The sequence below is a fragment of the Vibrio sp. 10N.247.310.24 genome, assembly GCF_041467175.1.
Taxonomy (GTDB): domain Bacteria; phylum Pseudomonadota; class Gammaproteobacteria; order Enterobacterales; family Vibrionaceae; genus Vibrio; species Vibrio tasmaniensis_A.
Genome location: NZ_JBFSUD010000095.1, coordinates 1 through 15,112, shown reverse-complemented (window position 1 = coordinate 15,112; position 15,112 = coordinate 1). Strand labels below are relative to the sequence as shown.

The 15,112-nt window shown below is 44.1% G+C and carries 17 protein-coding genes; 1 reads left to right on the top strand and 16 read right to left on the bottom strand.

The window, feature by feature from the left end; all coding sequences use genetic code 11:
- Positions 1 to 110: 110 nt before the first annotated feature.
- From AB6E08_RS20360 to AB6E08_RS20320, 9 genes are all read right to left on the bottom strand, one after another.
- The gene (locus AB6E08_RS20360) at positions 111 to 1,034 is read right to left on the bottom strand and encodes an ABC transporter substrate-binding protein (RefSeq protein ID WP_372045833.1); all 924 of its coding nucleotides are present in this window, start codon (positions 1,032 to 1,034) and stop codon (positions 111 to 113) included.
- A 2-nt stretch (positions 1,035 to 1,036) separates the two neighbouring features.
- A complete protein-coding gene (locus AB6E08_RS20355; protein ID WP_012600593.1) occupies positions 1,037 to 1,912 on the bottom strand; it encodes a metal ABC transporter permease in 876 nt (291 codons plus the stop codon).
- Positions 1,912 to 2,646 (bottom strand): metal ABC transporter ATP-binding protein, encoded by a 735-nt coding sequence (locus AB6E08_RS20350; protein WP_017097630.1) that lies wholly within the window; start codon positions 2,644 to 2,646, stop codon positions 1,912 to 1,914. Before AB6E08_RS20350 ends, AB6E08_RS20355 begins: the two co-directional genes overlap by 1 nt.
- Positions 2,646 to 3,581, bottom strand: coding sequence for a metal ABC transporter solute-binding protein, Zn/Mn family (locus AB6E08_RS20345; protein ID WP_372066985.1), 936 nt, complete (start codon positions 3,579 to 3,581; stop codon positions 2,646 to 2,648). The genes AB6E08_RS20350 and AB6E08_RS20345 overlap by 1 nt, the downstream gene beginning before the upstream one ends.
- Positions 3,582 to 3,630: 49 nt before the next feature.
- Entirely contained in the window at positions 3,631 to 4,227 is a 597-nt protein-coding gene (locus AB6E08_RS20340; RefSeq protein WP_372066988.1) for a DUF6162 family protein, read from the bottom strand.
- On the bottom strand, positions 4,224 to 4,559 hold the full coding sequence (locus AB6E08_RS20335; protein WP_017102109.1) for a hypothetical protein: 336 nt from the start codon (positions 4,557 to 4,559) through the stop codon (positions 4,224 to 4,226). The genes AB6E08_RS20340 and AB6E08_RS20335 overlap by 4 nt, the downstream gene beginning before the upstream one ends.
- A 115-nt stretch (positions 4,560 to 4,674) precedes the next feature.
- The gene (locus AB6E08_RS20330) at positions 4,675 to 5,511 is read right to left on the bottom strand and encodes a DUF4198 domain-containing protein (protein ID WP_017102108.1); all 837 of its coding nucleotides are present in this window, start codon (positions 5,509 to 5,511) and stop codon (positions 4,675 to 4,677) included.
- A 113-nt stretch (positions 5,512 to 5,624) separates the two neighbouring features.
- Positions 5,625 to 6,143 carry a DUF2271 domain-containing protein gene (locus AB6E08_RS20325; RefSeq protein ID WP_372045836.1) on the bottom strand — a complete coding sequence of 173 codons (519 nt, stop codon included), beginning with the start codon at positions 6,141 to 6,143 and terminating at the stop codon, positions 5,625 to 5,627.
- Positions 6,144 to 6,227: 84 nt separating this feature from the next.
- On the bottom strand, positions 6,228 to 6,857 hold the full coding sequence (locus AB6E08_RS20320) for a PepSY-associated TM helix domain-containing protein (protein WP_017099919.1): 630 nt from the start codon (positions 6,855 to 6,857) through the stop codon (positions 6,228 to 6,230).
- A 368-nt stretch (positions 6,858 to 7,225) separates the two neighbouring features.
- On the opposite strand from AB6E08_RS20320, the gene AB6E08_RS20315 reads away from it, so the two are divergent.
- Positions 7,226 to 7,543, top strand: a complete 318-nt coding sequence (locus AB6E08_RS20315; RefSeq protein ID WP_012600585.1) for a hypothetical protein — start codon at positions 7,226 to 7,228, stop codon at positions 7,541 to 7,543.
- A gap of 160 nt (positions 7,544 to 7,703) precedes the next feature.
- Here the strand turns inward: AB6E08_RS20315 and AB6E08_RS20310 are convergent, their stop codons facing one another.
- The 7 genes from AB6E08_RS20310 to AB6E08_RS20280 all read right to left on the bottom strand — a co-directional run bounded on the left by AB6E08_RS20310 (position 7,704) and on the right by AB6E08_RS20280 (position 14,931).
- Complete coding sequence (locus AB6E08_RS20310; protein ID WP_372045837.1) at positions 7,704 to 8,882, bottom strand: tetratricopeptide repeat protein; 1,179 nt, start codon at positions 8,880 to 8,882, stop codon at positions 7,704 to 7,706.
- Entirely contained in the window at positions 8,879 to 9,499 is a 621-nt protein-coding gene (locus AB6E08_RS20305) for an energy transducer TonB (protein ID WP_009845405.1), read from the bottom strand. The genes AB6E08_RS20310 and AB6E08_RS20305 overlap by 4 nt, the downstream gene beginning before the upstream one ends.
- Before the next feature lie 19 nt (positions 9,500 to 9,518).
- Complete coding sequence (locus AB6E08_RS20300) at positions 9,519 to 9,923, bottom strand: biopolymer transporter ExbD (protein ID WP_004731145.1); 405 nt, start codon at positions 9,921 to 9,923, stop codon at positions 9,519 to 9,521.
- Complete coding sequence (locus tag AB6E08_RS20295) at positions 9,920 to 10,480, bottom strand: MotA/TolQ/ExbB proton channel family protein (RefSeq protein WP_372066994.1); 561 nt, start codon at positions 10,478 to 10,480, stop codon at positions 9,920 to 9,922. The genes AB6E08_RS20300 and AB6E08_RS20295 overlap by 4 nt, the downstream gene beginning before the upstream one ends.
- Positions 10,480 to 11,856, bottom strand: coding sequence for a MotA/TolQ/ExbB proton channel family protein (locus AB6E08_RS20290; RefSeq protein ID WP_372045840.1), 1,377 nt, complete (start codon positions 11,854 to 11,856; stop codon positions 10,480 to 10,482). Before AB6E08_RS20290 ends, AB6E08_RS20295 begins: the two co-directional genes overlap by 1 nt.
- Positions 11,856 to 12,623 (bottom strand): DUF3450 domain-containing protein, encoded by a 768-nt coding sequence (locus AB6E08_RS20285; RefSeq protein WP_017102102.1) that lies wholly within the window; start codon positions 12,621 to 12,623, stop codon positions 11,856 to 11,858. The genes AB6E08_RS20290 and AB6E08_RS20285 overlap by 1 nt, the downstream gene beginning before the upstream one ends.
- A gap of 178 nt (positions 12,624 to 12,801) precedes the next feature.
- Positions 12,802 to 14,931 (bottom strand): TonB-dependent siderophore receptor, encoded by a 2,130-nt coding sequence (locus AB6E08_RS20280; protein WP_017102101.1) that lies wholly within the window; start codon positions 14,929 to 14,931, stop codon positions 12,802 to 12,804.
- Positions 14,932 to 15,112 lie beyond the last annotated feature (181 nt).

Genomic DNA, 15,112 nt, shown 5'->3' with positions numbered 1-15,112 from the left:
CAACGGTATGCTAAGAACAAAAATGCCGTTCACTCTTAAGTGAACGGCATTACTCTATTTGGGCTGCTTTTTTGATCCTACCGTATTAACCTAGCGACTTAGCTATTCAATTAACCTTTGAATGGTTTAACTTCCCAACGTGCGAACGGCACTTTTGCATTAATCCCTGCTCTTCCCCAGCGGTCTACCGAGTCAACTACAAGAATTCGCTCATTAGGCACCAGCGACTTAATCAAAGTCGTAGGCTTTTTCGCTGTAACTAACCATAGCGCGTCATCTTCAGAAAACATCGCTTTGAGTTTGGCCTTGTCTTGTTCTGTCCATTCCAGTTCAGCTTTGAACATACGTTCTTCAACAAACAGTTGGCTGCCAGAAGCAAAATCTTCCAAGCTTTCTGAAAGCAACAATACTGAATCTACATCGTTATCCAATAATACCGCTTGTTGCTTGTTAATCAGTTCACGAACATCAAGCATCACACGCTGCAAATGACGATCAATCGTCTCTGCTTGCGCTGGCCACAACAACTTAAAGTCGTCAGCCACGATGGCGGCCATGCGCGTTAGGTTAGTTGGATTTAACCAAGCATACTTAGACACTTCACCACTTGATAGCGTCAACGCGGCAACACCTTGTGCGCGCGGTGTAATAGCTTGAGCGGCATCCACCTCAACCAAGCGGATATTGCCTTGCCTTGCGTATACAAATGTAGGATCCGCTTGCCAAATAGATGACAGCGTTAACGCAACGGTCGCCTTCTCTCCTGACTTAAGCACCTTGCTTTCACCCTTAGTGCCAAACCAGTTAGGTAAGCGATCAATACCGTAACGTTTTGGTGGTAGGTATTCAGTGGTAATGTCAGTGCCTTTGGTTAACTCTGTTGCCAATGCATAAGTCACAGGTGTGCTCGTTAAGATATCTTCTGCGTTCACGTTTAGCGACACCACAGATCCAGCCATTAACACACTACCAAGTACACCCACTTGAGCCGCTGTTTTTACTGAGCTTGAAATACGATTCATCAAAGGAGTCATGGTTATGCCTTTCTTATAATTCGGTATAGCGTTGCCGCTAGGAAAAACGTTGCAGAAACGATGATTATTGAAGCGCCTGACGGCACAGGCAGTTTAAGTTCCATCGGTAATACCGTTCCGACTAAACATGCAATGGTTGCCAGCAACGCAGAAAGCAAAACAAAGCTCCCCATGCGTTTAGTCAACAATCGCGCCGTAGCACCCGGAATCAATAATAACGCACCAACCAAAACAGCACCCACGATCTTCACCGCAGCAATCGTCACCAAAGTAATCATCATCACAAACAGGTAGTCATAGAAGCTGGTGTTATAGCCGCGAACCTTGGCAATATCCGGGCTAATACAAGTGAGAAGAATACGGTTGAACGTCGGTATCAAGAGCAAAATGATGAGCGCGCAGCTGCCTGCGAGAATTGCTAAATCTTGGTCTGTTACCGTGAGAATCGAGCCAAATAACACGTTCTCAAGCATGTGGATATTGATCTTACGCGCCACGTACATCAGCAATGCCGCACCTACTGCCAATGCTAGCGCTAGAAAAACACCGACTAAGGTATCGTATGGCACATTGGTTCTGTTTCTTACAAAGTGAAGAAGCAAAGCGAAGATCATACAGAAGCTAAACAAGCCAATAATTGGGTTTTCTGGTGGCTCACCAAGCAAAACACCAATGGCAATACCGGTTAATGCTGCGTGACCTACCGCTTCAGAGAAGAATGCCAAGCGTTTAGCAATCACCAAAGTACCAAGGCCACCTAATAACGGGCCAAGTAACAATGCGGCAACCAGTGCATTCACCATAAACGCATACATGAAGCTGTCTGATAACCAACCCGCTTCAACGCCACTAATGGCAAGTTGTCGTAACCACTCCATTACGCAACCTCCTTCGATTTGGGGATGGCAGATCCACTGCTATAGTGCTGAAACAGACTCTCGATTTTAGTAGGGTGTAGTACTTGTTCATGTGGACCACTATCCACCAAGAATCGATTCACAACATGTACATTCGCTTCAAGGCGACGCACTGCGGTTACATCATGGTGAACGGCAAGAATCGTACGGCCTTCATCAACGCATTCACGAACTAGCGATTCTAAATAACGAACGCCTTGTTCATCCATGCCGGTAGTGGGTTCGTCCAACACCAATAAACTTGGGTTATCCAGTAATGCTTGTGCAAACAACACGCGTTGCTGCTCACCACCCGATAGCTGCCCCATACGGCGGTCGCTACGAGTCGCCATACCCACACGGTCGAGTTGCGCTAATGCAAGATCCAATTGCTTAGACTTACGACGCCAAAATAGCGGAATTCGAGTTTGGTTGAGTAGTACAAAGTCCATTACCGTCAGAGGTAAACTCGATTCGAAGGTCGCTTTCTGAGGAACGTAACCAATGCTTGGCTTTTCTGGCCAATGAATGTTGATTTGACCAGAGAAAGGCGTCAAACCAAGAACTGAACGAAGCAAAGAGGTTTTGCCTCCGCCGTTTGGCCCCATGATCACATGGCACTCACCCGCTTTAAGATCTAGCGTGATATCATCAAGAATCACGTTGTTGTCGTATTGCAGACCGAGTTGGTTGATTGAAATCGATGGACCTTGCATTACGCCTTCCCACTTTTAGCCTGGTTAGCCGCAGCAAATTTCATGGCTTCGATTAACGTTTCTAAGTTCTTCTTCATCTCAACTTCTACCTTATCGTCTTGATACTCACCGTGCGTCATGTGAGAGAAACGGTAAAGCTGAACGCCTGTTTCTGCTTCAATCGTGTCAACAAAGCGGTTTGGCATGTTTAGCTCGTAGAACAGAACATCAATGCCTGATGCGCGGATTTTCTCGATCGTATCTTGCAGTTGGCTCGCACTTGGTTCAACACCGTGTGCCGGCTCGATCACCGCCGCGACATCAACACCAAACTCTTGCAGAATGTACCCATAAGCATTGTGCGTGGTCGCCACTTTCATGCCTGAAGTATCGAGTTCACCTAATGACAACATCGCATCACGCTTCATAAAACGAAATTGCTTGGCGTACTTACGCGCGTTCTTGCGATAAAACGCCGCGTTGTCTGGGTCGAGCTTAGAAACTTCACTCGCGATGGTGTACACCTTTTGGATTGTTGTAGAAAGTCCAACAAACGTATGTGGGTTCACTGCGCCTTGGCCAACAGACTGGCCTAATGCAGGAAGTAGAGGTACTTCTTTGTTCGCTTCGATGACCATTAAATCATCACGTTGCGCAGCTGAAATGACTTTTAATGCGAAGTCATCGTGGCCAATACCGTTTACGACGATTGCATCCATCTGGCTCAATCGCTTCAAGTCATTCGGTTGCGGCAAGTAGTTATGCGGGTTAAAGCCAGCATCAACCAAAGGAAGGATGTTCACTTTGTTACCTACCACTGCTTTTACGTAGCTATAGTAAGGCTGTAGGGTAATGCCTATCGTCAACTTGTCGCTGTCGACTGTGTATTCTTTTGCCAATGCATTGGGTGTCGATAGCACCGCCATTAACGACATCAATAGAGTCATGAATCGCATAGTAAATCTCTTATTATTTGTCAGCATTTTGTTTTTCGAGAGTCCGGGATTAATGTGAAGAAGCTGCATGCTGATCAGCAACTTCTGACTCATTCACCACCAATTTCCAGCCTGCAGATTCCAATGTGTTTTCATCAAATTGAGTAGGTTGGCTTGCGACACCACCAAAGAAAATCCAGATTTCCGGAGAAACACTGTTCGCGTTCAAAATAAAGGAGTCCGCGAAGCCATGAGTGTTTGGCGTAGCTTGTTCGCTTGGTGTAGCGTATTCACTTGGCGTAGAAAAGTAATAACCACGCTCGTCCAATAACCAAGTATGAGAACCTTTGCGCTTCCAACTCTGGTCTTCAACAAAAGGCGCGACCCATTCATCTTTCAGCGACACAACGCTTGGCCATTCGCCGTCTAAGTCCATGCGAAGATCTCGAATCTCTTCATGAGCCAAACGGAGTTCTGACAGCATCGCCAAGTTTTCTTGCTCAACATCAGTCACTAAGACTTGGTGATCAAGGGTCACTTCGATATGAGATTCTGCTTGATTAAACGGAATAGCAACCGTCGCAAAACAAAGGATGAATATAATGATTAGGCCAACCCACTTGCCCTCTCTTCCGCCTGTGTCAGCGCGTACACTTTGAATCATCATTTTTCTTTGATCTCTACAACGTCGACTTCAACAGGAAACTCGTGACCTGAATCAAACACGAGGTAAAACTCAGAATTTGGGTTTGGAAATTCGACAATAGAGCGTTTATCCGTCATCTCTTTCGCTATCAAGTTGTCTTCATAGTCGTACATCGCGACTGCGTAATCTATCGCTTTACTACCATCAGAGTAACCTGCCTCACAGGCAACCGTTTTGCCTTCAAACCAACAGCTCATCAATGGAAAGTGTGCTTGCGCAGGTAATGCCGCTAAACCAAGCCCCAGAGCTAAGCACGGAGCAATTATGGTGTTTGCTCTTATTGTTATTTTCATCGTTCGTACCCTCGCCACGTTACAAATTTTCAGTGGTATACTGACCGTTAAAGGGCTCTAATGAGCCCTTGTCTTTTTTATCTAATAATCAGGAGCTTTCTCCCGATAAAACCGACTATTGAAGCAATGCTTCGAATGTCAGGTGCACATTCGTACTTGCTTTGTCTGCCAGTGGGTTGTCAACCAACTCACCTTTGTAGTTCGCTTTCATTACGTAACGACCCGCTACGTCTGGAGTAAACGTGATTTCACCGTTTTCATCGCTCACTACATCAATCTGCTCTTGGTGATTGCGGTAAAGCGTACCTTCACGAGTAATTTCCGCTTTCACGTCTTTCTGGATTTCACCGTTGTAGAAGAATTGGAATGTCACCGGTTCGCCTTCAACGATGTCTGAAGGGTGTGTAACAGGCTTCATTTCAAGAAGCTTGCCTTCAATTTTGAAAACTGAATCCGTTGGCTTGCCTACTGTGATGTAACTTTCTGCGCGAGTGAAACCAACTTGAGTTACCACGTCACGTGATTTTTCAGGTAATAAGGCATCACGCTCAGCTTTAGTCGCTTTAATCCATTTTACTGTGTCACGACGACCCGCTTTGTACTGTGTCCAGTACGTTGGTTCGTTGTTGATTGCTACTTTGTGTGTACCTTCTTCCTCAAAATAGAAATCAAACATTGAGCGACGCTTGCCTTTTACAACGAAGTTAGGACGCTCATTACGACCATCAGGCATGATAACGAATGCTTTATCACTTCCTGCAGGCTTATCAAAAACAAACGTACCGTGGGATGCCGTCACATCAAATGTTAACCAGTCACCACCTTCTTTAGAAACGGTGAAATGAGAAGGCAAAACCCAACGAGGGTGAGCTTGCGCAGTCGTCGTTGCTGCTAGACCGAACGCCATTACACCTGCAAGAGCAAGCGCCTTTATTTTTGTCTGTTTCATCATGTTCAATTCCATTATTTGTAATCTTTAACCGTGTCGCTCAATGGCGCCTACGATTCCAATCTTTGATTTTTCTGTCGCTTGTAAAGCACAGCTTGTGTTATCCGACGTGTTAATTATTTTGCAATGTAGCTCAAGATAATTTTCCCCGTCTCTTCCGTTGCTTTTAATTCATAAGAGGCGTTTGAATCTGTCAGTGATACTTTTTGGCGCAGGTAGTTACGGCCACCGTGTTCACGAACGACTTCGACATGCACCGTGTACTCACCTTGTTCAAGGGTTTCACCGCTGTCACTCTTGCCATCCCAAACGAAACGATATTGACCAGCTGGGCGTGTTGCAGAAGTCACAGCATCGACAAGTTCACGATCGTAACGGCCAACTTTTCTCCACCAACTGCGTAAGTCTTTTAGCCATTCGTCTTTACCGACCCAAAGCTCAATGGTTTTCACTGACTTTCGGTCACTGTTCTCTACCCAAACCGCCACATAAGGACGCGCATACATAGAGGTGTCGATTTTTGGAAGCTCAAAACTAACATCAAGTTTTGCCGTATCAGGGATCGCTTGCGCCATACCGAGACCAGGCAAAAGAGATAGAGCGAGAAGAGCCTTACTCCAATTCATTTTTTTCATGTTTAACAACCTTTTAAATCCGTTTAACCTTTAGTTCGTTCTTCGAGCTGATTCATCAAGCAGACTCATCAATCTAATGGAGGGTTAAGGTACGGCGACAAAATAGATAGCAAGTGAGATTGCAGACCCAAATACCGTCCATTTAATGGAGGTATTGAGCGTTTTTTTCTTAGGTAACAGTAAGCACACGCCAGTCAGTACAAAGAAGATCATCAGTAGCGCAGTGATATCGATAAACCATTTCCACACTTCACCGCTATTACGGCCTTTGTGTAGGTCATTCAACAATGCGATAACGCCATAATTCGTTGTTTCGACTTCCACCATTTCAGAAGTCACATCGACAAACACAGAAGCGTTGTAGCCAGGTCCTTTGAAGTCCATAGACACTTCACCGATGAGTAACTCACCGTCTTCAATCTCTGCGTAGATGTCTAACCCCGAAGGAACGCCAGATAGGTTTGCTTCTTCAAATAAAAACGTTTCAAAAGCAGACTCGTCGGCTTTCAGTCGACCGTCTTGGACCGTGAACAAACTGGTTGGAAGCGTTAGCGTAGAGCGTTGGATATTGGGTTGGCTTGATTCGAACAGCTCAGGGCGATTAAGGGTAATACCTGTCACTGAAAAGAAGAGAACAACAAACAACAGTGCCATTGAAATATAAACATGAAGTCGACGAGCCCATGATTGAACCGCCCTACTTTTTAACGACATACAAACCAATACCTATAGATTTTATGGCGACAATTTAGTTGATAATCATTCGTATTGGCATTCAATTTACATTATTTACGTTTCTCGCGCGTCGCAAGGAAATTCACATAACATCTACAGAAGAACAATCGAACTGTATACGTATAAGAATCGCGGCAATATAAGTGGGAAACGTAGATATCCTGAGCTCTAGAGCTTATAAAAGGGCCCTGTTTAGTAGGAGTTCCGTGCATTTAAGAAAGGAATGTTGTAGCTATTTAGAACAGAGATCACTATCAAGGGCATTAGCATGACGATTAGCTCAAGAGTGGTTTAAGCTTATTGACTATAAAACAGACATAACCATGCAAGTTTAAAAGGATTTAGAAATGCGTATTATTGTAGCTTTGGCTGTATTGGTAACGGCTTGTACTAGCCAGATTGTTAGTACTGACGAACATATCGAGAGTTACATCGGTTCCAATATTGCCGATGCTCAAGCTTTGTATTTAACGCCCCACTCTCAAGCCGTTACATTTTGGGAGTCACGGACATTTGCTTGGGTAGAAACTCAAACCTCTCTCGAGAATGGTAAAATACAATATTCTTTCAAAAACCCCTATCGTGACTGCACCATTAACTGGATTGTAGCCCAAAGCGGAGTGATCATTGCGGGATCACACAGTGGCGAGATGTGCAGCCCTTAACTTTGCCTTTGCTCATACCTCGATCAAACAGCAAGGCCTAATGAAGCACTAAGGCTCAATTTTATTCAATATATAAAAAAGGGTGTCATTTGAACATTCAAATGACACCCTTTCACTGTCTTATTTAGTACTCTGCTTTCTAGCTTCTAACTATATGTGATTAGGCGTTTCCACTTTCGCTTACCGTTCTCAGCTGGGTCAAATATTTGATCCACCCTTTAGCCTCAGGAGACGGTTCAATGTTGTTCGCCCGCTTAGCTTGAGCGAGAGCATTATCTAAGTTCTTCAGCTTATACCATGAACGTACTTTCGCTAATGCAACGTCAGCTTGCTTGTTCTTGTCTTTCACTTTGTCTAAAACAACCAGAGCTCGCTTGTAGTAACCTTGCTGAACCAATAATTGAGCAACATTCCAATGGTATCGAGTGTTCATGTTCGACGCTAACGTCCACACTTCAATAGCATTGTCCCACTCTTTTGCTAGCTGCCAGTAGGTTGCTTGCTCAGCCAGAAGTTGAACATCGCTGTTTGCGTCATCTAACTTGCTAATTTCTTGCGCAGCGCGCTCAGGGATGCCTCGTTTCGCGTACAGTTGAGCAAGTAGCCTACGGTCTGAATTATTCAGTTCAACACCTTGTAGCTCAGCAAGCGCTAAGGTATTCAACGCACCTCGGCTACGCTCTAGTCTTAACTGAATCCCGACCAGTTGACGCCACCAGTTGTCTTTTTCGGGTTGAAGTTCAACTAAACTTTCTAACGTAGGAATTGATTGCTTCCATTGTTTTAACTGTAGTTGAGCTCCCAGCTTTAACGAGAGAGGCGACAACTGTGGTTTTGAATTGAACTTGTCGCGATTACCAATGGCCACCAGTACTTTCGTCCAGTTTTCAATTTGGTATTCAGCTTGAGCAATTCGCATCCATAGCGTGTCTTTCTTTTCAGTTTCCGGTGCTGTTTTAACGAGCTCATAATAGTGTGGTAATGCCGCTTTAAAATGCTGCTCGCTAAGCAGTAAATCAGCTAACATACGTTTCGTTACCCAAGCTTGTTCATCGACCAATAAGCGACTATCCACTGCATAAGTAAGCTGCTTGATTGCCGTCTCTGTTTTACCATCTTGCCAGTAAAACACACCAAGCATGCGAGCGACATAGGCTTTGTCATAGCCTTTAGATAACTCTAAACTAGCCAAAACCTCAATCGCCTGTTTAACGTGCTCCTCTTGAGCAAGTTGATTCGCCTTTTGAACACGAATAACGGTGTATTGGGTTAGCTCTTTTGCCGGTACTGTAAGGGGCATTATCAACAAGCCCACTAATATCCATATCTGTTTCATCATTTTGCCAACTTAAACTCTAGTTTCACGGTTTGACCAACCTGAGCTACCGCTTTTCCATCGACGACTTTGGGTTGATACTTCCATTTTTTAAGTGCTCTTATCGCTTCACGTTCAAACATACGACGTGGATTTGCATCCGTAACTTGAATATCAACAGAACGTCCTGTTTCATCGATTGTAAAAGACAAAATGACATACCCTTCAGCGCCACGCTTGAGCGCTTTTGCTGGATAACGAGGTTCAACTCGATAAAGCGGCATTACCTGTTGATTTGACCCAAAATCAGAAAATGTTGGAGCGTTAATCGCTAGGCCTTCAATTGAAGTATTCAAATCCAGTGAAGACAGTGAAGACATTGAATTCAGAGGCGTTACTTCAGCTTGCGACTGAGACGTTTGCGCTTGCGGTGGCGGCTCTGGCATTTCGGGTTGTTCCGGGACTGCACGTTGTCTTCTCTGTACTTCTTGTTCTTGTTCAACCATTACCATGTTGAAACTTAACGTCTCACTGTTGTCTGGCGAACGTTGGTGTCCATTATCGACCATCCAAGCCATGAAAGAAAATAGAGCTAAACCCAACGCTCCCGCTAAAGGTAATGCAAGAAATAGGCGAATCATTGATTAAGATCCTCCAAGATCATCGCTTTTCAGCTGCAAGCGCAATATTTTTAACACCCGCACCTTTGGCAGCGTCCATCACTTTAACAACCGTACCGTTATAAGCATGCTCGTCCGCCTGAATAACCAAAGAAGCATCAGGTTGTTCTAGCAACAAGTGTTCTAACGTCGCTTGAACACGTTCAACATCCACAACACGTTTATCTATGAAAATGTCATTCGCAGAAGTAATCGCGACAAAGATACCTGCATCTTTTTGGCTCACTACATTTGAAGCTTGCGGGCGATTGACTTCAACACCAGATTCACGAACAAATGAACTCGTCACAATGAAGAAAATAAGCATGATGAATACGATATCAAGCATCGAAGTAAGGTCTATTTGAGCCTCTTCGTTTTTAGAATGACGTCGACCGAGTCTCATCGTTGACTCCTTAAAGATTTTTCTAATTTCAATTCTAAGCGGTTACAGACTTTCGCTAAACGAGCATGAACAAACATGCCCGCTAATGCAGCAACCATACCCGCCATCGTTGGTAAAGTTGCCAACGAGATACCTGAGGCCATCAATTTAGGATCACTGCTTCCTTGAGTCGCCATGACATCAAAAACGGAGATCATACCGGTTACGGTACCGAGCAAACCCAACATTGGACAAATAGCAACTAACAGCTTAATAAAGTTCAAGTTTTGGTTAAGTAAAATACTCGCTTGCCCCAACCAACCTTCACGAATGGCTTTAGCATACCAAGAAGAGTGATCTTCTCTTTCATGCCACTTTGTAATCCAAGCTTGGCGTTGCTTTGGAAAATAGAACGCGAGATAAAGCACACGTTCTACCACAAGTACCCAAAAAACGAGGACGACAGCCGCTAGCCACCACAGGACGAAACCGCCCTGATCCATAAAGTTTGATAAAGACAGCAGCCAGTTACTCGTTAGCCAACTCGCTGGTAATAGAGAACCCGACAAAATATCCATTACGCGGCAGTCCCAACTTGTGAAACAACAGCGCTTGGTTCAATAGACTTCTCTGCCTGCTCAGCAACAAGGCCAATGCCCTGTTTCTCCAAAATATTACGAATGTTCTCTGACTGAGTACTCAGAATGTTGTGTGCCAATAGCAGTGGCATTGCAGCAACAAGGCCAAGTACCGTTGTAACAAGTGCCATCGAAATGCCGCCCGCCATTACTTTAGGGTCACCATTACCAAACTGTGTGATCACTTGGAATGTTTCTATCATGCCGGTTACGGTACCTAGCAAGCCAAGCATTGGTGCTAGAGCAGCTAGAAGCTTCAGCATTGATAAACCTTTCTCTAGGTGAGTTTGTTCATCCACTACCGCTTCTAAAAGTCGCAGTTCTAATGCTTCTACTGTTTGATTTTTCTCTTTGCTGTAAACCGCAAGAACACGACCCAGAGGGTTGTCTCCCGCTTGTTCAGGTTTTTTAAGTTGAGCGCGAATCTTCTGACGAGCGATAGCCAAAGAAATACCACGAACCAATGCGATGATTAAGCCGATTGCCAACAAGCCAAGAATAACTTTACCAACTAGGCCACCTGCTTGCAGACGATCAGCTAGGCTTGGTTCCAAAGCTAATTGTTCTAGCATGAATCCACGAGAGGGATCGACGACTACATTAGACACTTCGCCATTCGCTAAAGTAGAAAGCGACGCCAGTGTTGGGCCTTGTGAAGGCTGCTTCAAGTAAACTATTGCATCTTGATGTCTAGCATCCCACCATACGTAACCTGACTCAGCAACTAAGCCAATAGAACCCAGTCGATAAGCTTCTGCCTTTTCAGTAACCCCTTCACTATTAACTAGTGAAACTGTCGACTTGCTTATCTCTGAACTTGCTTGAATTTGCTCCATCATGCTCAACCAAAGACCTGTTAACTGGGGCATTGACGGTAATGATTTTGCGTCCACGATTTGATAAACAGTTTCTGTATACGCTGCGCGATCTACGTTAGTTACTGTATCCGTAAGTTCATGTTCAAGGTCTTTTGCATTTTGTCTTACAACGCCAAACAACTCACCTAAGCTACCTGTTTCTAAACGCAGTTTCTCTTCTAAACGAGCAAGCTTGTTTTCGTTATCACTGAATGTCTGAGTCAGAACATCGGTCGCACCTTGAATAGAGCTACGTTTAGCTTCAAGCTGTGCTTTGATCGCTTTGAGTTCTTGTTCTGTCTTTTTAAAGTCAGCTTCACGAATTACGTTATGAGACGCTTGCGTGCGACTCTCTGATTTTGCTTTGTTAACAAGCTGAGCTGTCGTGTCTGATGCAGAGAAAGCAGAAAATGAAATTGACGTAATGCAAAGCAATGCTGCTAATGGCTTTAAGTTCATTACTTAACCTCCGCAACAGTTAAAGAAACAGGTAAAGTAATTAAGCTTGGAGACGCTTGCTTATTAGCAATATCGTACGCTTTGTCCAACTCAGATTTCATCGAAGAATCCAACTCTTGCCATTGATCGCTATTTTGGTCCCAAGACCAATATTGGGTACCATTTAAGTTACGAGCGACCAGTGAAATGCGGCCAAGATGCAAAATATCAACTTCAAGCACTTTATCTTGACTTAACTCGACACGGCTTGAATAAGAACTTAGCTTAATACCGTAATCCACTTCAATTTGGTACGCCTCTAAAATACGGCGATATTTTTCAGCATCACTGACATCAGCACGAGTCATCATCGCTTTCAGCTTTTCAACGCGACGCAGACGGCTATTTGTCTTGAAAGGTAGATCGCTTTCAATAACTTCTTGGAGACCATCGATCATCTTGTACATCAAAGGCACTACACCTTGACGTGTTAGTTTGATTTCGTCGATCTGCCCTTCAATACTCTGCGCTTCTTGATCTTGGCTCTTAACCAATGCGGCAAGGTGATCGTGATAGATTTCTAAATTTTTCACTTCTTCTTGCAGACGCTCAACCTCAGCTTGCAGCAATAATGTTGCTTGTGAGCTTTTATCAATAACCTTCTGGCTTGAAGCCGACGCGTTATTGGTCTTGTTTTGAATTGATTGAGCTTGATCCAAGCTGTTTGCCATCGATGACGTTGCAACCAAACTGATGGCAAGTGCTAGGCTAGTTTTTAAAAGATTCATAATTGTAGTCATTTACTTTAGAAGAAGAACAAATGAGTTTTATTGATAAGCAGTCTCATTATCATTAAAAACCACTCGCATTGCTAGGGGTATTTTTACTAAATAGCAGAATCAAGAAAGGGGAAAGTCGAAACCTTCCCCTTAATATTTAAGCTACCAATAGTACCCTACTAACAAATTAGTATTTTACCTGTAACGTAGCCATGTAGTTACGACCTTCGCCAACAACAACGCCGCGAGTGCTGCCACCTTCTAGGTAATCTGTATCGAATAAGTTCTCTACATTAAAGCGTGCAACAAAGTCTAAGTTTTCATCGTACTTAATCGTATGTGCAACACCAGCATCTACACGAGTGTAAGCGTCTTTCTTAAACGTGTTAGCACTTTCAGTGTAACGCTCACCTACGTGATACACACCTAGGTTTACATCAGTACCGTTGTTGAATGCGTACGTAGACCAGATGCTTGCAGTAAATTCAGGAACGTCTGCTGGTGTTTTACCATTAAGAGCAGGGTCATTCTTATATTCAGCATCTAAGAACATTGTTGATGCACTTACAGAGAACGCATCCGTCACGTAGCCCGTCGCAGCTAGCTCCACACCAGTGTGAACTTGCTCACCCACCTGTGTAGTACGAGTATCTTTTGCATGAGATGCAGGAAGGTCTTCTGTAACTTGCATGTTCGTTTGTGTGATCTGGAATACTGCTCCTGATACGAATAAACGCTCATCAAACAGTTCCCACTTTGAGCCTAGCTCATAAAGTGTACCTTTCTTCGCATCTTGAGACTGGCCGAAGTTCACATCATCTTTATCAGAAATCTCACTTACAGGTTCAAAACTTTCAGAGTAAACCGCGTAAATAGAACCGTTTGGCGCCGGAGAGTAAATCGCACCGAACTTAGGTAGGATGTTATTGTAGCTCTCTTCTTTACCAGAACTGCTCGTTGTATCATCGTAAGCGAAACGAACACCAGCAAGTGCTTGCCACTGCTCATTGAACGTCACTAAATCTTGAAGATATAGACCGTAGTGTTGGCTCTTCGAGTGTGATACTGAATCATCGTTGTTATAGTGAATGTCTGCAGGCATATCAAAGCCTTTGCCACACTCTTTCATTGTGTCTGCTTCTGAAGCGTTAAAACAAGCGTAGTCTGATACGTACAGGCGCTTGTAATCGTAGTGCAACCCATTTGCACCCACCAACAGACGGTGATTCACACCAAATGCATCAACATCACCAGTAAAATCCACGTAAGCCGTATCAAACGTCCACTCATCATGACGGTCTGATACTTTGTAACCATAACCTAGTGTTTTCTTGGTTTTTCTGTCTTTCTTTGAATCAATAACGTTATCTGATTCAGTACGGCGACGTTCGTAAAACTGACGACTGATACCCGATTTAACTGCCCATGTATCGCTCAAGTTTGCTGTAACAGCCACACCGTAGTTTGCTACGTCGTTGTCTGTTTGTGCGAAGCGTTGGTCATTAACCGTATTTGGGGTAATCGCTTTACCTGTTTTCGTATCAATCTTTGAGCCGTTATCTAGATCACCTAACTCTTGAGTACGGTCGTAATGCGCAGATAGCATCACATCTTCGTTGATATCGTAATCAACAAATAGGCCACCAACAAAGCGGTCAGTCTCTACATCTGTGCCGTCAAAACGTGTGCGGTAAGAGTCTTGGTTTTCTTGTGAAACAATAAGACGAGCACGTAGAGTTTGATCATCGTTCAATGAACCGCTTACATCAGCGGTAGTACGTGTGTAGCTGTCAGAACCAATGTCTTGGCTTACGCTAACTTGAGTTTCATACGTAGGCTTCTTAGCAACCATGTTAACAAGGCCACCAGGTGCTGATTTACCGTAGAGCAAACCTGCAGGACCTTTTAGTACTTCAACACGTTCTAGTAGTTCTACCGGTTGACGGTAATGAGACCAGTGTTGAACGCCATCGCGCAAGTAACCAGAACTGCTTCCTAGAGAGAAACCACGTAGGTTGAAGCGCTCACGGTTTGTTGATTTAGAACCCGCTGAAATTGACGCATCATTTTTTAATACTTCGCCAAGCGTGCTTGCGCGTTGCTCATCAATGATTTGCTCACTGATAATCGTAACTTGTCCTGGAGTCTCTAATTGAGTCGCCTCCATGCGCATTGCTGTTGTATTCGTGTCGGCTTTATAACCGTAATCACGACCTTCAACAACCATATGCTCGTCAGTTTTTACTGCTTCTGCCAATACTGCTGGTGAAGCTAATACTGCGCCGATCACTAAAGCCAATGGCTTTTTTGAAAACATGTCCTTTTCTCCACTTTTATTCTTTTAGACGAACACTTTGTTATTTATTCGATGTGTCCGTTAGACCGTTTCCGGTACCACTGAATTATTTCGATGGGGAATATAAGTGATAACTATTACTATTTGCGGCTTTGTTGCGTAATTCAATGGAACTAAATCAAGAACCTACGATCTGATCAGC